Here is a 19,027-nt window from a genome sequence, read left to right on the forward strand (position 1 = left end):
CGTTGCGCGCCTGGTCTGCGCGACGATGGTCTGAGCGAGGACCGTGAGCGGACCGTTTCCGTGGCCCGCTCTCGGTCCTTGCTCGGCCGAAGAACGTCACGGACGAGACTGGTCCGAGGTAGTCTCTTCCGTCCTGTCGAAGTCGTTGGTCACCGTCGCCTGCTCCTGACGGACCTGTTGGATCGGCATCGAGTTGGTCTCGATGTCTTCCAACGTGCGGCCTCGCGTCTCCGGGACGAAGAACTTCACGAATAGCACTCCGAGGATGCAGATGACTCCGAAAATCGCGAACACGGCTTCTTGCGGCATGGACGCCGTCATGATCGGGAAGAGCAAACCAACCGCAAAGGAGCCGATCCAGTTGAACGACGAGGCCACCCCACTCGAACGTCCGCGGATGACCAGCGGAAAGATCTCGCCCACAATCACCCAGGTCAAGGGTGCCCAGGTGAAGGAGTAGAACGCCACGTAAAGGCTCAGGAAGACCACGATCATCATGGGGTTCACATCGCTGAACACGGTATTGATCAGGGCCGGCAGGATGAATGAGAGACCCATGACGAGCCCACCCATGATGAGGAAGGTTCGTCGGTTGAACTTGTCCGCGATCACCAAGAACAAAAGGGAGCCCAGGACCAGGATGACGCCCTGGACAATGGGCCACAGGAGAGCGCTACTGGCAGAACTTCCCGTGGCCGTCTCCACGATCAGCGGGATATAGTAGAAGATCGCGTTGGCACCCTGGAATTGCTGGAATGCGGCGATGCCGACCCCCGCGATGACAAGATACCGATACTTGCCGTTGAACAAGGTCGCAAAGGATGTCGACTTCTGTGCCCGGGACTCGAGCTGTGCTGTCTCCTTGATCAGGGTGAGTTCCCTCGTGATGTCATCGCCCTTGCGGATGAAGCCCAAGACCCGGAGAGCTTCCTGGTCCTTACCGTGCTTGACCAGGAAACGCGGGGACTCGGGCAGACGGAGGACGCCGAAGTACAGGATGATGGCCGGAACGGCTGCCATGATGAGCATGGTTCTCCAGGCTCCGGCCTCGGGGAGGTCTTTGAGGAAGAAATCCACAAGATATGAAATCAGCATGCCGGAAACGATCATTGTCTGGTTGAGCCCCGACAGGCGTCCGCGGAGCTTGGCCGGAGCCAATTCGGACATGTACGCGGGGACCAGGGCAGACGCCGCGCCCACGGCGAGGCCGAGGAAGATTCGCATCAGTACCAGATAGAACTCTCCCTGGTGGGGCGCGATTCCGCACAGGATCGATCCCGCCACGAAAACGAGGGCTGAAGCCAGAATCATCTTTCGGCGGCCGAAACGGTCGGAGAGTTGCCCGGCAAGGGCGCCGCCAAAAATGGCTCCGAACATCACACCGGAGGTGATCCATCCGATGACTGTCGCATTGTCGTGCAGCTCCCAATCGTTCTGCAGAAACGGTAGGGCGCCGGTCATGACGCCGATGTCGTACCCGAAGAGGATGCCACCGAACGAACCGAAGAAGTATATGAATTTGCTGGAAATCTTGTGATCTGCTGCGGGCATGATCTCACTCCTCGTGAGCCCATTCGGCCCACTTTTCATCGTCGAGGAAGGGAGCACATGCTCGTGAGTCGACGACGTCGACGAGCCCGATGTTGCCCACAATGGCCGAAGCCGTGCATGCGGTCGGTGACGGACTCTTCTGACGCACAGTTGTCCACGCTGACGCACTGCCCTTTCCGTGTTGTACGCAGATGTTTGACGGTCAGGGAGACTGTCTGGCCAAATGAGAGCGCTAACATTTACGTTGATGTGTAGGCTAGTTCACATTTTTAGGGCTTGTCAATGCTTCCTCCGGGCGTCCCTTCGATGAGCGGGTCAGGCCCCCGGCGATGCGGTCGAGCGACGGATCACGAGGGTGGGGTCGACGGGTGTCGGGTCTGCCGGTGCGTCTTGGATCTGGGCGACCAGGGCGGCGACCACACGCCCACCCAGAGTGCGGAAATCCTGATGGACGGTTGTGAGCGGCGGTTGGAAGTATCCCGACTCAGGGAGGTCGTCGAAACCCATCACGCTGATGTCTTCCGGAACGCTCCACCCTCCGTCCCTGAATGCGGCCAAGGCGCCCAGGGCCATCGCGTCGTTGGCGGAGAGGATGGCGGTTGGCCGAGGCTTGTCGGTGCGAGACAAGAGGTTCGTGGCGATGCTGTACCCACATTCCGGGGACCAATCTCCTTCGATCGTCTCGAAGCTCACCGCCAACTTTGTGCACTCGTCGGTGGCTGCTCGGAGGCGTTGCTGGGCGTCGATCCAGTGGTGGGGCCCGCTCAGGAGGAGGATTTGTTTGTGGTGGAGCGAAGCGATGTGCTGGACGGCCAGTCTCATTCCGTGTTCCTGGTTCACGCTCATCGTGCTCAGATCGGAGACTTCGGTGCGACTCGGGCCGACCACGATGAGTGGGACCCCAATGGATGTGGCACCTGCGTAGTGGACGAGTTCTTCATGAGCGGCAATGGTGACTATTGCTTCGACCCCACGATCGAGAAGCTGCCCCACGACGGCGTCGAATTCGGCCTTGGATCCTTCGCGAAGCGTTGTCAGCAGTGTGGAATAGTTGTGAAGTCGCGCGGCTTCTTCGATTCCCACCAGCGTGTTGACTGGTCCGAAGAGGGCGGAGCCACTCGTTACGACGCCGATGAGGCCGGATTTGTTGGTCACCAGGGTTCGCGCGGCATGATTGCGGCGGTAACCGGTTTCGCGAATTGCTTGTTCGACGCGCTCTCGTGTCTGGGGGCGTACGCCTGGGAAACCGTTGATCACGCGGGACACCGTTTGGTGGGATACCTTGGCGAGTTGGGCGACTTCGGCCATGCTCGGACGGTGTGATGCGGCCATGAGGTGTTTTTCTCCAGGTGTCATTGACCGCCGTGGGCGCGGGCAGCTTTCCTTCGGTGGCGAAGTGGCTGCAATGGCCTTCAAGCGGGTCGAGGACGGGCGTTCTTTAGTCCAACGGTAATGGAAACAGTGGTCCGGACCGGCTTCTCCGGACGCTGGATGCGCCCAGTATGTGATGGATCGGTGCTTGCCAAGGTGGCCAACTTGTTGCAGGATGAGACCTACGTCGCAAATGTTAGCGATAACATCACCCTGGGGGCGACGACGGAGTCGTTTTCTCCCAACTGAAAGACCACGGAAAGTTTCCATATGACGCGGGACGACCGGAATGCAAACATCAATGAAACGAGGAAGGCGGCCCGCGTAGCTCTGGAGAACGGTGATGCTTATTTGGGCATCGAGCTCGGGTCGACCAGGATCAAATCGTGCGCGGTCCTGTCCGACGGGACGACGATCGGCACCGGGATCCACTTCTGGGAGAGCCACCGTGTCGACGAACACTGGAGCTACGACCTCGACGACGTGTGGGCGGGCGTGGCGGCCAGTTACGCGGACCTTGTCGCCGGATTGAGAGAGAACTACGCAGTGGCTCCGAGATCATTCAGGGCCCTCGGTGTCTCCGCGATGATGCACGGATACCTGGCTTTCGATTCTCGGGATGAGCTGCTCGTCCCGTTCCGGACGTGGCGGGACACGACCACGGCGGCCGCCGCCGAGGAACTCACCGACCTCTTCCAGATCAATATTCCCTTGCGGTGGTCCATCGCGCATCTTCGTCAGGCCGTGCTGGATCGAGAAGACCACGTGAGCCGATTGTCCTTCCTGACGACTCTTTCCGGTTACGTGCACTGGCGACTCACCGGGGAGAAGGTCGTGGGAATAGGTGACGCTTCTGGCATGTTCCCGATCGATTCTGCGGCCGGTGGTTACGACGAGCGTCTGATCCAACAGTTCAACGCCGCCTTTGGCGGTGACCTGCCATCCGGGGATCTCAGAACAGTCCTGCCCCGTTGTCTGTGTGCAGGACAGTGCGCGGGCGTGTTGACCGAGGCTGGTGCCCGGCTCCTCGACCCATCGGGTGAACTGCACGCCGGAATCCCGTTGTGTCCTCCGGAAGGCGATGCCGGTACAGGAATGGTGGCCACCAACGCGGTACGTTCGGCGACCGGAAACGTGAGCGTGGGAACCAGTATTTTTGCGATGGTGGTCCTGGACAAGCAACTGTCCGAGGTGCACCACGAAATCGACCTGGTAGCGACCCCCGCGGGCGCCGACGTCGCCATGGTCCACTGCAATAGTGGCTCATCCGAACTCAGTCAATGGGTCAGCCTCTTCACGCAGGTGGCCAGCGCATTCGGCACTCGCGAGCACATCGATCTGGACGAGGCCTACTCGATCATACTGACTGAGGCGTTGAGCGGCGACACCGATGCGGGCGGGCTTCTGAGTTTCAACAATGTTGCCGGTGAACCGGTTATGGGATTCGAAGAAGGACGCCCCCTGACCGTGCGTTCGTCTGACAGCCGCCTGACGCTGTCGAACTTCATGCGTTCTCAGATCTACGGAATCTTCGCCCCTCTGGTGATCGGTCTGAACATCCTGAGTGAAGAGAACGTGGCCATGAAGACACTCAGCGCTCATGGAGGCCTCTTCAAGACGGCTGGGGTTGCGCAACGATTCTTGGCGGCCGCGACTAAGACGCCCGTCGTGGTCTCCGAGGAAGCCAGCGAAGGCGGCGCCTGGGGCATCGCATTGCTCGCAGCTTTTGCGGGGACCGAGAACGCAGATTCTCTGCCCGACTTTTTGGAACGGCACATATTTGCGTCTTCCGTATCTCGTCGGACCGAGCCGCGAGCCTCGGACGTTGCTGGCTTCGAGCGATACCTCCAGCGTTACCGCGATGCATCAGATGTGCAAATGGTTGCCGGACGAACCATTCGTTGAGTTCTCCTTCGAGACGATCACCCCCCCCGAGACCCATGAGATTCGCACGAGGAGCTTGCGACCTATGATTCACCAGCCGAACTTGCCCGTTTCCTCCAACCGAGAAGCCATCGACGAGGCCAAAGAGCGCGTAGCGCACTTGCACGCTGAATTGCCGCGATGGCGCCTTGTGGTGTGGACCGCCGGAAATGTTTCGGAACGGGTGATCCGGAATCCGGAGGACGGGCCCGGCCCAGAGGATCTTTTTGTGATCAAGCCGTCCGGGGTTCGCTACGAGGACCTGGCCGCGGACTCAATGGTGGTGTGCGATCTCGACGGCAACCTCGTGGAAGGCCACCATCGGCCCTCCTCAGATACGGCGGCCCACGCCTATGTCTACCGGCACATGGAGGGAGTAGGCGGGATCGTCCACACGCATTCGACCTACGCGACGGCTTGGGCCGCAGTAGGCCGCGAAATCCCGTGTGCTCTGACGATGATGGGTGACGAATTCGGTGGATCGATACCCGTTGGACCATTCGCCGTTATCGGCGACGATTCCATCGGCCGCGGAATCGTCGAAACTTTGCGGGACAGCAGGTCGCCTGCCGTCCTGATGAAGAATCACGGCCCGTTCACGATAGGTCCCACAGCAGAGGCAGCGGTCAAGGCTGCGGTCATGGTCGAAGAGGTGGCCAAGACCATGGCGGTCGCTGGTCAGGTCGGCGAGCCATTGGCTCTGTCCGACGACGTCGCCGAGCATTTGTACGACCGTTACCACAATGCCTACGGCCAAAAGACTCCCGATCCCATCCGTTCAAGTCAAGGAGCACCAAAGTCATGATGAAGAACCCTTTCGCGTCCAAGGAACTGTGGTTTCTGACGGGCAGCCAAGGCCTTTACGGGGAAGAAACCCTGTCCCAAGTGGCACAGCAGTCACAGGCGGTGGTCGCTGCGCTGAACGAATCCCCCGACCTTCCGGTCAGGGTGGTGTGGAAGCCGGTCCTCACGGATTCCGAATCCATCCTTCAGACGATCCTCGAAGCCGGTTCCGCACCCAACGTCATCGGAATAGTGGCGTGGATGCATACCTTTTCTCCGGCCAAAATGTGGATCAGGGGTCTCGAGGCCCTCCGTAAGCCGTTATTGCATTTGCATACCCAGGCGGCCGCGGAATTGCCCTGGCCCACGATCGACATGGACTTCATGAACCTCAACCAGGCGGCCCACGGCGACCGGGAATTCGGATATATCCTCACTCGTATGGGGATTCCCCGGGTGAGTGTGGTCGGACATGTCAGTGAAGAATCCACGACGCGTCGCATCGGAGCGTGGGCACGCGCCGCAGCCGGATGGAACGAGGCGCAGAACATGAAGATGGTCCGCTTCGGCGACAACATGCGCAATGTCGCTGTCACTGAAGGTGACAAAACCGAGGCCGAGATTCGATTCGGCATGTCGATCAACACGTGGTCCGTCAATGAACTCGCCGAGGCCGTGGCGGCCGTTCCTGAGGCGACGGTGGACGGTCTGATCGACGAATACTTGGGGAAATACGACGTATCTCCCGAGCTGGCGCCCAGCGGTCCATCGCATAGTTCCCTGCGATATGCGGCCCGCCAGGAGTCTGCGATACGCGCGTTCCTGGAAGCGACAGGAGCATCGGCGTTCACGGATACCTTCGAGGATCTTGGCGAACTTCGCCAGCTGCCGGGATTCGCGGTCCAACGCCTGATGGCCGATGGATACGGTTTCGGGGCAGAAGGCGACTGGAAGACCGGTGCCCTCATCAGGATCGCCAAGGTCATGGGGTTCGGGCTTCCGGGCGGGGCAAGCCTCATGGAAGATTATTGCTACAACATGGTCGGTGGTGAGGAGAAGATTCTCGGCGCGCACATGTTGGAGGTGTGCCCATCGCTGACGACGTCGAAGCCTTCCGTCGAAGTACACCCTCTCGGTATCGGGGACCGCGAGGCTCCCGTACGAATGAAGTTCAATGCGGATTCAGGTCCCGGAGTCGTCGTTGCGATGTCCGACCTTCGGGACCGGTTCAGGCTCACCGCCAATGTCGTCGATGTCATCCAGCCAGACGAAGAGATGCCGAACTTGCCCGTGGCCAGCGCAGTATGGCAGCCCCAGCCGGACTTCCCGACGTCGGTCAGCTGCTGGTTGGCCGCCGGTGCGGCCCACCACACGGTGCTTTCGACACAGGTCGACCTGGATGCTTGGCGGGATTTTGCCAAAATCGCTCAGGTTGAACTCGCGGAGATCGATGAGGGAACTACCGTGAACCGGTTCGAGGAGACTCTTCGGTGGAACTCCGTTTACTACCGCGTGGCCCAAGGGTTCTGATTCGTCAGTGAGAGGCCGGACAGTGAACCGGCAGGTCCCGCGGTGGCGGAGCCGGTGACGTGCGGTTTGAGGCTTTCTCGCACGGCGTGAGGTCTGTGCCTGGTGAGTATTTGGTGGCATGACCATCGGATTACCCGGTCATTGCAGCTGGCCCCGCCTCAGAAGCCTCCACGCCGTGCCCACGTGGGAACCTTCTCGGGGCGGACCCCTATCCCGACGATGTAGGCCGGGACAGCCGTTATGGCCGGGAAACGCCTGAGGAGCACCTTGATGAATTTCGGAACGCGGATTTCCATCCCGTTCAGCACCGGCATGACGATCCTGGCGTGCATCAGCCGTTGCACATTCTGGGTGAGCACCGTGGCCACCAGCCTTCTCCGTCGGACGCGCGCGAGTACTCGGTCTCCGTGAACTTGCAGAAGCTTACCCCGGCGGAGCGGCCCGGCGAGAAGTCGGGCCGCGGCCACCGCATCCTGGACCGCGAGGTTGATGCCGACCCCACCGACCGGTGACATGGCGTGAGCAGCGTCGCCGATGCACAAGACGCCCGGGGCATGCCACCTTCGCAGACGATCCACGCGCACATCGAGATGCTTGACGTCGTCCATCGATTCGATGCTGGAGACGTCTCCCGTGAGATCGGAGAGCAGATCCGCAGCTTCGGCGCGGAAAGCCTCGATGCCCCTTGCGCGGATGCTGCTGTCGGTTCCCTTGCGGCCCAATTGTGCGACTTGGACGTACCCGCGCCGGGGGATTGCGATCACCGCGTGTCCGTTGTGGGTCCGTGGCAGAAGAGCCTCCCCGATGTTCCGTTCGGTCGTGATGCGGTACCACCAAATATCGAAACCTACGGGCAACTCTTTGCTGGGCAGTTCGACCGATGCACGGACAACGGACCATCGACCGTCACAGGCGACCGTAAGGTCAGCCAGTAGTCGACCCTTGCCTTGCGGCGCCGTGAAGTCGACTCCTATGACGCGTTCTTCTTCGCGGACAGTTCCCGTGGCCTCGTGCTCGGTGAGCAGGGTGAAGTGCGGCTCGTGCGAGGCAGCTTCGGAAATGAGGTTGAGCAGATCCCATTGCGGGACCATAGCTATATAGGGGTGACGCACGGGCAGTCTCGTGAAGTCCCCCACCACGACGTCGGCACCGTCCTCGGCCGGGACCTTCACGTGGGAGATATGCGACTGGGGGAGGCGATCGAAACGGTCGAAGAGCCCGAGGTCGTCCAAGAGGGTCAGGGTCGTCGGATGGACCGTGTCGCCTCGGAAATCACGCAGAAAATCCGCGTGTTTTTCCAACACCGTGACCTCAACGCCTGCGCGGGCCAACAAGAGCCCCAGGACCATGCCTGCCGGGCCTCCGCCGACGATAGCGCACGTTGTTGTGAGTACATGACCGTGTGCCGGGTTGGTGGATCTGGTGCTCATGATGAACTGGCTTTCGTAGGGTCAGGATTCGCCGGAAAGGGTTGTTTCGTCCGACGAGGTCGCGGCGAGGGCCTCTGCCAAGCGATTCAATTCTCGGGGGTGATGTAGTACGACCATGGCGGGTGCCACTGGGTCGGCGTCGTACTGAGGGATTTCGGTTTGGGGTTTGTTCCGAGTCTGCCACCACCACCCGATTATTGAGTCCCGGGTGAACAGCCGCCACAAGGACTCGCGGTTGCCATTGCAGGCTTTCTCCTTGAAGAGCACGCGACGCAGCGTCCGTCGGAGTAAACGGCTCAGTGTCACCCGGTGAGGATAGGCGAGATATACGATGAGGTCTGTTCGGGGTAGGAGCACATCTGCGCATTCGCTCCCCAAACTTGCCAGAACCCAGCGGTGATGAGCGGCGATGTTTTGGGCCCGTTGCCGCTGTTGGGCTGGACTCCGGTGTGTCCAGGCTCCGTCGCAGGCCGGTGCCCAGAGGACATGGTCATCAAAGTCGAAAGGTCGTGCGGAGATCGCACAGGCCAGCCGACGCGTCGAGGTGGACTTGCCGCTCCCCGAGACGCCCAAGACGAGGATTCGGTCCGCCGTCGAGATACGGTCGGGTGTTATTCGACTCATGAGCGATTCCTTTTCGAATGTGGACGTACCCTGGCTTGCCTCATGAAACGTAAAAGGCGGCTGAAGGGCCGAGGCTCCGGTGCCGCCAGGACGGTTGTTGGACTCCTCGGCATTTTCTCGAGGTCCTTGCTGCGTCGGAGAGAGGGCAATGACGACGTTGCTGCGCATCTTGACCTGTACCGAGATCGGTATTCGAACGAGAATGCCCCCGGACCGTTGCATGTGCAACGAACCGAGGGCTCCTCGTACTGCGGAAGCTATGGGATTTGAACCCATGGTACGGGGTTGCCGCACACCGGTTTTCAAGACCGGCTCCTTCGGCCGCTCGGACAAGCTTCCCTGCGTCCAGGTTACCCGCCTAGACTGGCGAGCGATTCCATAGCGCGATTGTCAATGGTACAGCCAGTCGCTATGGCTTGTCTAAGACTGCAACCCCGTTGGAAGGCAGGTAGAGGATGAAGGCCGTCGTAGAGAACCAGCACGGTGGACCGGAAGCGCTGCGCATCACCGAAGAGCCGACGCCCGAGGTGGGACCGGACGATGTGTTGATCGACGTCAGCGGAGCCGGTCTCAACAGGGCCGATACGATGCAGCGGAAGGGCAAATACCCGCCGCCAGAAGGGGCTTCGAACGTTTACGGACTGGAGATCTCCGGAACCATTGCGCACTTGGGGGACGAGGCCGCCCGGACTTCATTCCTCAAGCAAGGCCAGAATGTTGTGGCGCTCCTGGCCGGGGGCGGATATTCGACGCAGGTCGTCGTCAATCATGCGCAAGTCTTGCCGGCACCTGCTGGAATCGACCTTGTCGATGCGGCTGCGTTGCCGGAGGTCGGCGCAACCGTGTGGTCCAATCTTTTCGGGCCCGGCGGGCTCAACCCGGACGGGCCGGAGCGGAAGGACGGAGAGCAGTCGGTTCTCATCCACGGCGGCACGGGAGGTATCGGCGCACACGCGGTTCAGCTGTGTCGTGCACTTGGCTACCACGTGTTCACGACCGTCGGTACCCAGGAGAAGGCCGATTGGGTCACGGAGTTGGCGACCCGGCAAGAACAAGCCAATCAGCGCAAGACCAAGCCTAAGCGGCTCGGAGAGCTCGTGGTCATCAACTACCGGGACCAGAATTTCGCCGAGGTGATCGAGGAAAAAACCGAGGGCCAAGGCGTCCGGGCCATCCTCGATGTCGTCGGAGGCGACTACCTCTCGGACAATGTGAAGTCGCTCAGCCTCAACGGTCTGCTGACCGTGATTGCGGTTCAGAGCGGTCCCACGGGCGAACTGAATCTGGCCCGATTGATGTCCAAACGCGCCACAGTTCGCGGAACAACTCTGCGCGGTCGTACATCTGAGAAGAAGGGCGAGATTCTGCGCAACATGGCCGGCGCGGTGTGGCGGCTGATCGCCGACGGACTGATCGATCCCGCCGTGGAACGTCGATTCGCATTCGATGATGTCCAGGCCGCGCACGAGTACTTCGACTCAGGGGAACAGCTGGGCAAGACAGTATTGGTGATGCACTGAAATAAATAAATCGTGACGACCGCCATGTGCCATGATGATTTGAGTCGCAGAAATCGCTCACACTATCGAGGCAATGGAGGCTCACGATGAGTAGTACCGCATCTGCTCACCCGGTCGATCGACCCCCTGAATCCGCCGACGGGCGCCCACCCAATCACGTGGATCCTGAGGTCCTGGAAAAGGAGCATTCCAACTGGACCTGGAAGAAAATCCTCGTATGGGTGCTGATCGCGCTGGTCGGCGGATTCAGCTGGGTCATGGTCGCTTTGGTCCGGGGAGAAACCGTCAACGCCATTTGGTTTGTTTTCGCGGCGGTGTGCAGTTACTTCATTGCCTACCGCTTTTACTCGAAATACATCGAGAACAAGCTCCTCAAACCGGACGACCGGCGAGCTACCCCCGCTGAGTACAACGAAGACGGCAAAGACTACATGCCGACTGACCGCCGTGTTCTCTATGGGCACCACTTCGCGGCCATCGCCGGGGCCGGGCCGCTCGTCGGGCCGGTTCTCGCCGCTCAGATGGGCTACTTGCCAGGCACGATTTGGATCGTCGCGGGTGTAATCCTGGCCGGCGCCGTGCAGGATTATTTGGTCTTGTTCTTCTCGATGCGACGCGGAGGCCGTTCACTCGGTCAAATGGCCCGTGACGAGCTCGGCGTCGTCGGCGGCTATGCGGCGATCGTCGCAACCCTGGCCATCATGATCATCATTACTGCCATCTTGGCGCTCGTCGTGGTGAACGCGTTGGGGGAGTCGCCGTGGGGCGTCTTCTCGGTAGGTATGACCATTCCGATTGCCCTCTTCATGGGCGTATATCTGCGGTACATCCGACCGGGCAAGGTCATGGAAGTCTCCGTGATCGGATTCGTCTTGCTGCTCGCGGCGATCATCGTGGGTGGTTGGGTCGGACACTCGGAACTGGGTATCCAGCTTTTCACCCTTGACCGGGTCTCGCTGGCATGGTTCGTGATCATTTACGGTTTCATCGCCGCGGTCCTGCCCGTGTGGTTGCTTCTTGCGCCGCGTGATTACCTCTCGACTTTCATGAAGGTCGGGACCATCATTCTGCTGGCCGTCGGAATCATCGTGGTACGCCCCGAGATCTCGGTTCCGGCGTTCAGCGAGTTTGCTTCGCGGTCTGACGGCCCGGTTTTCTCGGGTTCCTTGTTCCCATTCCTGTTTGTGACCATTGCTTGCGGCGCGCTTTCCGGATTCCACGCGCTGATCGCTTCCGGTACGACGCCGAAGATGGTCGAGAAAGAACGCCAGGCCCGCTTCATCGGTTACGGCGGAATGTGCATGGAATCATTCGTGGCGATCATGGCCTTGGTCGCCGCGATCACTGTGGATCGCGGTATCTACTTCGCGATGAACGCCGGCCCAGGTTCGACCGGCGGAACAGTCGAAGGCGCCGCTGCTTTCGTGAACTCGCTCGGACTCACCGGCGTCGACGTCTCTCCGGAGCAGCTCACGGCGACGGCTCAAGGAGTCGGAGAGAACACGATTGTCTCGCGAACCGGTGGCGCCCCGACCCTCGCGGTCGGCATGGCCGGAATCATGCATTCCATGATTCCGTCACTCAACCTCATGAGCTTTTGGTACCACTTCGCGATCATGTTCGAGGCTCTCTTCATCCTCACCGCCGTGGATGCGGGTACACGTGTTTCGCGCTTCATGCTTTCCGACACCCTCGGAAACTTCATACCGAAGTTCCGAGATCCGCATTGGCGAGTCGGCGCATGGGTCACCACGGCGATCATGGTCGCGGGATGGGGGTCGATTCTGATCCTGGGTGTTACCGACCCATTGGGAGGCATCAACACGTTCTACCCGTTGTTCGGTATCGCCAATCAGCTCCTCGCCGCCGTCGGCTTGGCAGTCTGCTTGGCCATCGCGGCGCAGAAGGGCCGATTCAAATACCTCTGGATCATCGCTCTGCCGCTTGCCTTCGACGTCGTCGTCACAGTGACCGGCTCGTGGATGAAGATCTTCTCGAGCGATCCGAAGGTTGGCTACTGGTCCAATTACTCCGCTGCCAAGTCAGCTCTGGACTCGGGCGCCGAGAAATTCGGAACGGCCAAGTCGCCCGCCGAAATCGAGGCCGTCGTCCGGAATACGTTCGTCCAGGGGACCTTATCGATCCTGTTCGTGGTGCTGACACTGATCGTTGTCATCGCGGCTCTGATCGTGACGATCCGCGCGATGAACGGCCATCGCGGCAAGGACCACGAGGATCCCTTCGTCGAATCGAAGTTCTACGCTCCAGCCGGGCTCATCCCGACTCCGGCGGAGCGAGCCCTCGAAAAGGAGTGGGCCGAGTACGACGCCGGCGCTGACAAGCCCACGGTGGCGGCGACGGAACATTAGTCTCCGTCCGGAGAGGACATCATGAAAGAATCCCCGACCCTCATGAACAAGATCCGAAAGTCCGCAATCGTCCGGTTCGCTTCGGGTGTTCTGGGCGCGGACAAGTATGAACGCTACCTGGACTACCATCGACGCCACGGGAACTCCGAGCCTCCCATGACCGAGAAAGAATATTGGCGTTCGCTGACCGACCACCAGGAAACCAACCCTGGCGCGAGGTGTTGCTAGCGGCTGCACACAAAAGCGGCGCGCGCCGTTCTCCTGCCCGTGGGCCGGAGAACGGCGCGCGCCGCCGTTGTTCGGGGGTGCTTCTTTGGTTTTCGACAAACCGTCACGGCGAGTTTCCTCGGATGTCTTCTGGTTCTTCTCGGTGTTCTTCCGTGACCGAGGGGCGAGGTGGGACCGGGAGCACGGATGTGTCACCTCGCGGAGGGGGTCCACGTCGTAGCCCGTGCCGGGTGCTGTTGGGTGGGGGTGCCGGCACCGAATCAGGCACCATCACCCAACGAGGCAGACGGATACCGAGAAGAACAGCGCCCGTCTCAGGGCCTTGTTCCCGCGCCGCGATGCCTTACCCGGATCACGGGTAACTAGGGGGGAAACATCGTGCCGGGCCCGGCTGGTGACTCACGCCGTCGTCCTCGCGGCTATTGACGCCACGGAAAAGGTAACGGGGAAACCGACGCCACCTCAGATCGCCGTGAACGTATTGAGGTATCGCTTGATGCGCTCGTTCGCGGAAGAGAAGAACTCTTCGGGGGTGCCGTCGAAGCCGAGGCGACCGTCGTCGAGGAAGATCACGCGGTCGGCAACTTTCCGAGCGAACTGGATGTTGTGGGTCACGACCACCAGTGACCGCTTCTCCTCGGCCAGGTCGACCAGCACCTTGATGACTTCCGCCTCCAACTCAGGGTCCAGTGCGGAGGTCGGCTCGTCGAAGAGCAGGTAGTCCGGCGCGACGGCCAGAGCCCGTGCAATCGCCACACGTTGCTGCTGCCCTCCGGAGAGGTTGTCCGGGTATTCCGTGAGCCGATCCGCCAGGCCTACCTTGCGGAGCAGCTCTTTCGCGCGGGCCTCGCCCTCCGAGGGCGAGATCTTGCCATTCAGAACCGGTGGCAGCGACACATTCTTCAGCACGTTCTGATTGGGGAAGAGGTTGTAGCCCTGGAAAACCATGGCCGAATGCCTTCGTATGGACCGAATCTGAGCGTCGGACAGGCGTCCGCCGAACTCGACCGCGTCGTCGTTGATCTGCAGGGTCCCGGACTCCGGCACCTCCAGCAGATCCATGATGCGCAACAAAGTCGATTTGCCGGAACCTGAGGGGCCCAGAACCACCGTTGTTTCGCCTTCACGCAGTTGCAGGTCCACGCCGTTCAGGACTGTGTTGTCCCCGTAGGACTTCGATACGTTTTTCAGCTCAAGCATTGGTGCTCCTGATGTAGCGCGAGGATGCTTTTTCGACCCGGCTCTGGATCAACGACAGGATCGTGAAAATCACCAGGTAAATGACCGCGACTTCGATGTAGAGAGTCAGCGGTTGGAAATTGGTTGCCGCGATCTGGCGCCCGACCTGAAAGACATCGGCCAGGGTAATCACCATGACCAGCGAGGTCCCCTTGACAAGGTCGATCAGGTCGTTGCCCAGCGGGGGCAGGGCGATCCGCATGGCCTGGGGAGCCACCACGTGACGAAGGGTCTGCCAACTGGTCAGATTCAATGTCTTTGCCGCCTCGAGCTGTCCGCGAGGAATCGATTGAACCGAGGCGCGCAACGTCTCGGCGGCATAGGCGCCGGTGTTGAAAGTGAACGCGATGATTGCGGACGTCCAGGCTGAAAGCGTGATCCCTATTGCCGGCAACCCGTAGAAGATGATGAACAGTTGCACCAGAATCGGGGTTCCGCGGAACAGCCACACGTAGAAGCGAGAAATCCATTGCAGAATTCGTATACGTCCCATGCGCATCGCGGTGGCGAGCACGGCGACGATCAGCGCTAGGACGAACGCTATGATGCTCAGTGGGATGGTGACCTTGATGGTCGCCATCAGCAACTGGGGCAGTGACTGTGCCCAGAGATTCAAAGTTTCGTTCATGGTTTCGCTTCGCTCACGAGGTGGCTGACGTGGGAGTCAGATCGGTCTGGACGTACTTCTGATAGATATTCTTCAAATCTCCGTCGTCCATGTGCTTCTTGAGGGACTGGTCGATGGCCTGTTTGAGCTGTTCCTGCCCTTTGCCCATCAGGACCGCGGCCTGGGACGGATCGCCGAGGTTTCCGTCGAGCAGCCGAATTTTGTGGTCCGGCCGTTGTTCGAAGAACGCTTGGAAGGTGACGAAGTCGTTTCCGGTCATGTCCACGCGGCCGAAAGAGACCAGCATCGCGGCTTCGTCGAAGCCGGTTACCGGCACCAGATTGGCTCCCTCGGCGGCCATCTGCTGGCCAAAATTCGAGGTTTCGGTTTGGGCCGCCGAATGGCCGGAGATCTCATCGGTGGTCTTCATCGGGGAATCCTCGACGACTCCGACCTTCCCCTGGCTTTCGGCGTACGGGATCGAGAAGTCGAACTTCGCTTTGCGCTCGTCCGTGGCCGAGATGTTGTTGATGATGATGTCGTAGCGTCCCGCATCGACACCTGCGATGAGCGAGTCCCATTGCGTCTCGACGTACTTGGCTTTGACACCGAGATCTTGGGCGATCAGGTCACCGATCTCCTTCTCAAAGCCGACCAGTTCGCCCGAGTCGTCGTGGTATCCGTAGGGCCGGAAGGTGCCTTCCATGCCGATTCGAAGAGTTCCGTTGTTTTGGATGGCCGGCAGACCGGTACCCGTGGTCGCGGCCTCGTCACCCGAGCTTTCCGATGAGCACGCCGCGAGCAGGGCGCCAAAGGCCCCCAAGCCGACGAGCCCCAGTGCGTGTCTCCGGGTAGGTAGTGATGTCATGGTCTTCCTTTCGACCTCAGGCCGCGTCCAACGCGCCGACGAGGTCGGAAATCAAGTCTTCCGCGTCCTCGATGCCCACGGCCACTCGCACGAGGTTTTCGGAAATCTCCGCTGTGACTAGGTCTTTCTCAGAATAGGCGCCTTGAGTCATGCTTGCGGGAAGGCACAGCAAAGATTCGATGCCGCCGAGGCTCACGGCGAATCCGAAGACCTTCAACGCACCCAGGAAGGCTTGGATGTTCTTGCCGTCCGCGATCTCCATCGAGAACACCGCTCCGGGCCCGTCCGCCTGTCGGATCTGGATTTCGGTCTCCTCGGCGCTGTACGAACCTGGGGTGTGGATCCGTGAGACGGCAGGGTGGTCCTGGATTGCCTCGATGACGCGTCGGGCGTTCTCTTGCTGACGATCCACGCGGAGGGCGAGGGTCTTGACGTTTTGGAGGAGCCTGTACGAATCGATGGGGGAGAGCACACCACCGGAAATGAGCTGAGCTTTGAACAGCTCTTCTGCGAGCGCCTCATCGTTGGTTGCCGCAACGCCTCCCAGCAGATCGCCGTGTCCGGCAAGGTACTTGGTGGCCGACTGGACCGTCATATCGGCCCCAAGATCGAGCGGACGCTGAAGGTAGGGGGTCAGGAAGGTATTGTCCACGACGAGGACCGCGCCGTTGCGGTGCGCCAAATCCGCGATCCGCTGGATATCGGCGACGCGCAGCGTCGGGTTGGAGGGCGTCTCCAGGAAGACCATGGCGACCGAATCGTCGAAGTCCTCATCGGTCAGCGCATTCGGGTCGTTGACGAAGCGATGTTCTACCCCGCGCTTGGGCAGCTCAATGGTCGCGAAGCGGTAGTTGCCGCCATAGACGGGCAACGACATGATGACGGACTCACCGGCCCGCAAAGTGCCCAACGCCGCCGCGGTTGCGGCCATGCCCGTCGCGTACAGAAATGCGTGAGTGGCATTCTCCAGTGCTGCGAGGGTCTGCTGCGCGTTATCGCGGGTGGGGTTGCCGCCTCGCTGATACTCGTATTCCCCCTCGCCGCCTTCGGTCGGTTGGAGAAAGGTCGACGCCGCATAGATCGGTGGCGTCACCGCGCCTTGTTCGACATTTTCAAGCGCGTGGATGGTTCGAGTCGTGAAGCCTGCCATGTTAGGGCATACCTTTCGAGTTACTGGAGAGTCGTGAATCTGACCTCTCAACGACTATTCAATGCTGGAAAATTCCTTGGGGCATCGAGAAGGTCCGCTGTGTGACGCCGCGTTGCGATTCGCTGGGAATCTCCGGTGCGACAGGCGTGAGTGGGTGGCCGTGTGATCCGATCGCTCAGGGCCGTTCGTCTGGGAGGGCGCTGCGTATTGTCCCGAAGGTCTTGGCGTCGGCTTCGTGAAGTGACAGTGTGTCAATAAGTCATTGACCCTGTATCCTAGTGAGGTAGACCTAACCCGCTGAGGGCGGGCATGCGAGAGGAGGGACCGTGGGGCTGAAGGATTTCGTCCAGGGGAGGCGTGACTCCGCCGATATGGGGCAGGGCGTATGGCGCCGGGCCCATGATCGTTTTCGGCGCGGTCTCGACCGGTTCCACCAGATTCTGGAGAGGGTCGATGACGAGGCCTCTCTCGATGCTCTGATTCCGGCGGCCAATAGGCTGGCCGACCTCTTGCCCGAGGTGCGAGGAATAGCAACCGGTGCGCAGCGGGTCGCCCCCAGCGATTCAACGGATGTTCCGGCCTCGCGGGAAGGGCATTACGCCGATCTGCACCGGGCCCTGTCCAAGGCGGGCAATTCGCTGGCATTGTGCGCCGAGGCCTTGGCCATGATGCGGTGCGACGGAGCATGCGCGGGCGGATGTTCCAAGGTTGAGTCGGTCGAGCGGCGAGTAGTCACGGTCGAAGAGCAGGTTGCGGAGGCCGCTCGGCTCCTCCGCCTCGTCGAGGGTTCCGGTGAATCCGCCGATGGTGGCGTTTCGGCCGCTTAGCGGGCTTTGCCTGTGGCGTTCCGTCGATCGCTCTACGGCCTCGCCGGGTCTCTGCTCGGGCCCGGATCGTGTACGCCCTGAACGGCACGAAGAGCCGTTCCTCGGTCGGTGAAGGTGTTAGCGATCGGTGAGGCAGCGGCAGTTTTTGGCGCCGGGTGGCCTGGCGCGGATGGGTGCCTCAGTCCTGCGCCCGTACGTGGTTGACGACTTTCATCATCGACGAGTGGAGGGCCTGTAATTCTTCTTTGTCCATGCCGAGTCGTTGCATCATGATGCCCGGGATCTTCTCGGCCTCTTTCCTCAATTCCTTGCCGGTCCGGGTTAGCGCTATGTCGAGGGACCGGTTGTCCTGGGAATTCCTGTCTCGAGTGAGGTAGCCCTGCGTCTCGAGGCGTTTGAGGAGTGGGGAGAGTGTTCCCGAGTCGATGCTCAGGCGTTCGCCCAGTTCCTTGACCGAAATGGGGGAGCGCTGCCACAGGGCGAGCATGACCAGGTATTGCGGATGTGTCAGCTTGAGCGGCTCCAGGACGGGCCGATACGCCGCGATCACACTGCGGGAAGCCAAGGAAATCGCAAAGCAGACCTGGCTTTCCAGGGCGAGGGGATCTTCCGTGGGGAAGTCCGGTTTGTTCATTCGTGTCGCTCCCTACCCGTGAGGAGATTCGTGTGCTGTCGCGGCCGCAATAGATTCTAAACCGGATTGCCTGACCTCGTAGTTTGCGTACAATGAGTTTGTACACAAACTAATGGAGGGACAGTCATGAGCAAGCCCCAAAAAGGCGATCAGTTCTCCTGGGGATTCCGACTCCAGAATCGAGCCGTCAGCACCCTCCTGCTGTTTATCGGACCTGCCCAGGGTAGTTCGGAAAGTGACCCCCGGCAGCGTCTCAAGCGCGAGTACAACCGCCGCAAGGCCCTCCATGAGCAACGGAAATCGGAAAGCTAACTCCCTCCTGCCGGAGGAGCCCTTCGGATCGTTCAAAGGACCCGTTTTAGCACTGAAACGG

The 19,027-nt window shown here is 60.6% G+C and carries 18 protein-coding genes and 1 tRNA gene; 8 read left to right on the forward strand and 11 right to left on the reverse strand.

The genetic code is table 11. The features are described 5' to 3' along the window. Positions 1-96 precede the first annotated feature (96 nt). The 3 genes from EWV35_RS00330 to EWV35_RS00335 form a co-directional block, all read right to left on the reverse strand. On the reverse strand, positions 97-1,551 hold the full coding sequence (locus EWV35_RS00330; protein WP_129657142.1) for a sugar porter family MFS transporter: 1,455 nt from the start codon (positions 1,549-1,551) through the stop codon (positions 97-99). Positions 1,552-1,555: 4 nt separating this feature from the next. Further along, complete coding sequence (locus EWV35_RS13100) at positions 1,556-1,699, reverse strand: hypothetical protein (RefSeq protein ID WP_165168252.1); 144 nt, start codon at positions 1,697-1,699, stop codon at positions 1,556-1,558. Positions 1,700-1,866: 167 nt separating this feature from the next. Next, positions 1,867-2,883, reverse strand: coding sequence for a LacI family DNA-binding transcriptional regulator (locus tag EWV35_RS00335; RefSeq protein WP_165168254.1), 1,017 nt, complete (start codon positions 2,881-2,883; stop codon positions 1,867-1,869). A gap of 309 nt (positions 2,884-3,192) precedes the next feature. Here EWV35_RS00335 and EWV35_RS00340 point away from each other — a divergent pair, with 309 nt between their 5' ends. From EWV35_RS00340 to araA, 3 genes are all read left to right on the forward strand, one after another. Beyond that, positions 3,193-4,827 (forward strand): xylulokinase, encoded by a 1,635-nt coding sequence (locus EWV35_RS00340; protein ID WP_129657146.1) that lies wholly within the window; start codon positions 3,193-3,195, stop codon positions 4,825-4,827. 64 nt (positions 4,828-4,891) lie between these two features. After that, positions 4,892-5,650, forward strand: coding sequence for an L-ribulose-5-phosphate 4-epimerase (locus tag EWV35_RS00345; protein WP_129657148.1), 759 nt, complete (start codon positions 4,892-4,894; stop codon positions 5,648-5,650). After that, entirely contained in the window at positions 5,650-7,158 is a 1,509-nt protein-coding gene (araA, locus tag EWV35_RS00350) for an L-arabinose isomerase (RefSeq protein WP_129658184.1), read from the forward strand. The genes EWV35_RS00345 and araA overlap by 1 nt, the downstream gene beginning before the upstream one ends. A 158-nt stretch (positions 7,159-7,316) precedes the next feature. On the opposite strand, the gene EWV35_RS00355 is transcribed toward araA, so the two are convergent. The 3 genes from EWV35_RS00355 to EWV35_RS00365 form a co-directional block, all read right to left on the reverse strand. Continuing rightward, the gene (locus tag EWV35_RS00355; protein ID WP_129657150.1) at positions 7,317-8,588 is read right to left on the reverse strand and encodes an FAD-dependent oxidoreductase; all 1,272 of its coding nucleotides are present in this window, start codon (positions 8,586-8,588) and stop codon (positions 7,317-7,319) included. 21 nt (positions 8,589-8,609) lie between these two features. Then, on the reverse strand, positions 8,610-9,212 hold the full coding sequence (locus EWV35_RS00360) for a P-loop NTPase family protein (RefSeq protein ID WP_129657152.1): 603 nt from the start codon (positions 9,210-9,212) through the stop codon (positions 8,610-8,612). A gap of 251 nt (positions 9,213-9,463) precedes the next feature. Then, positions 9,464-9,551, reverse strand: a tRNA-Ser gene (locus EWV35_RS00365). 116 nt (positions 9,552-9,667) lie between these two features. On the opposite strand from EWV35_RS00365, the gene EWV35_RS00370 reads away from it, so the two are divergent. The 3 genes from EWV35_RS00370 (at position 9,668) to EWV35_RS00380 (ending at position 13,329) form a co-directional block, all read left to right on the forward strand. Next, a complete protein-coding gene (locus tag EWV35_RS00370; protein ID WP_129657154.1) occupies positions 9,668-10,732 on the forward strand; it encodes an NAD(P)H-quinone oxidoreductase in 1,065 nt (354 codons plus the stop codon). Positions 10,733-10,818: 86 nt separating this feature from the next. Beyond that, positions 10,819-13,101, forward strand: a complete 2,283-nt coding sequence (locus tag EWV35_RS00375; protein WP_129657156.1) for a carbon starvation CstA family protein — start codon at positions 10,819-10,821, stop codon at positions 13,099-13,101. A 21-nt stretch (positions 13,102-13,122) separates the two neighbouring features. After that, on the forward strand, positions 13,123-13,329 hold the full coding sequence (locus EWV35_RS00380; RefSeq protein ID WP_238653971.1) for a YbdD/YjiX family protein: 207 nt from the start codon (positions 13,123-13,125) through the stop codon (positions 13,327-13,329). A gap of 462 nt (positions 13,330-13,791) precedes the next feature. Here the strand turns inward: EWV35_RS00380 and EWV35_RS00385 are convergent, their stop codons facing one another. From EWV35_RS00385 to EWV35_RS00400, 4 genes are read right to left on the reverse strand one after another with little or no spacing between them, the layout of a single operon-like run. Next, positions 13,792-14,529 carry an amino acid ABC transporter ATP-binding protein gene (locus EWV35_RS00385; protein ID WP_129657158.1) on the reverse strand — a complete coding sequence of 246 codons (738 nt, stop codon included), beginning with the start codon at positions 14,527-14,529 and terminating at the stop codon, positions 13,792-13,794. Then, positions 14,522-15,196, reverse strand: coding sequence for an amino acid ABC transporter permease (locus EWV35_RS00390; RefSeq protein WP_129657160.1), 675 nt, complete (start codon positions 15,194-15,196; stop codon positions 14,522-14,524). Before EWV35_RS00390 ends, EWV35_RS00385 begins: the two co-directional genes overlap by 8 nt. A gap of 13 nt (positions 15,197-15,209) precedes the next feature. Further along, the gene (locus EWV35_RS00395) at positions 15,210-16,043 is read right to left on the reverse strand and encodes a transporter substrate-binding domain-containing protein (RefSeq protein WP_129657162.1); all 834 of its coding nucleotides are present in this window, start codon (positions 16,041-16,043) and stop codon (positions 15,210-15,212) included. Between the two features lie 16 nt (positions 16,044-16,059). Next, positions 16,060-17,193 carry a trans-sulfuration enzyme family protein gene (locus EWV35_RS00400; protein WP_129657164.1) on the reverse strand — a complete coding sequence of 378 codons (1,134 nt, stop codon included), beginning with the start codon at positions 17,191-17,193 and terminating at the stop codon, positions 16,060-16,062. 326 nt (positions 17,194-17,519) lie between these two features. Between EWV35_RS00400 and EWV35_RS00405 the strand changes: the two genes are divergently transcribed. Then, the gene (locus EWV35_RS00405; RefSeq protein WP_238653973.1) at positions 17,520-18,020 is read left to right on the forward strand and encodes a dehydrogenase; all 501 of its coding nucleotides are present in this window, start codon (positions 17,520-17,522) and stop codon (positions 18,018-18,020) included. A 178-nt stretch (positions 18,021-18,198) separates the two neighbouring features. Here EWV35_RS00405 and EWV35_RS00410 read toward each other — a convergent pair whose 3' ends face one another. Further along, positions 18,199-18,654 carry a MarR family winged helix-turn-helix transcriptional regulator gene (locus EWV35_RS00410; protein ID WP_129657166.1) on the reverse strand — a complete coding sequence of 152 codons (456 nt, stop codon included), beginning with the start codon at positions 18,652-18,654 and terminating at the stop codon, positions 18,199-18,201. Positions 18,655-18,780: 126 nt separating this feature from the next. Here EWV35_RS00410 and EWV35_RS00415 point away from each other — a divergent pair, with 126 nt between their 5' ends. Further along, the gene (locus EWV35_RS00415) at positions 18,781-18,966 is read left to right on the forward strand and encodes a hypothetical protein (protein ID WP_129657168.1); all 186 of its coding nucleotides are present in this window, start codon (positions 18,781-18,783) and stop codon (positions 18,964-18,966) included. The last annotated feature ends 61 nt before the right edge of the window (positions 18,967-19,027 follow it).

This window comes from Rothia uropygialis (genome assembly GCF_004137765.1).
Taxonomy (GTDB): domain Bacteria; phylum Actinomycetota; class Actinomycetes; order Actinomycetales; family Micrococcaceae; genus Rothia.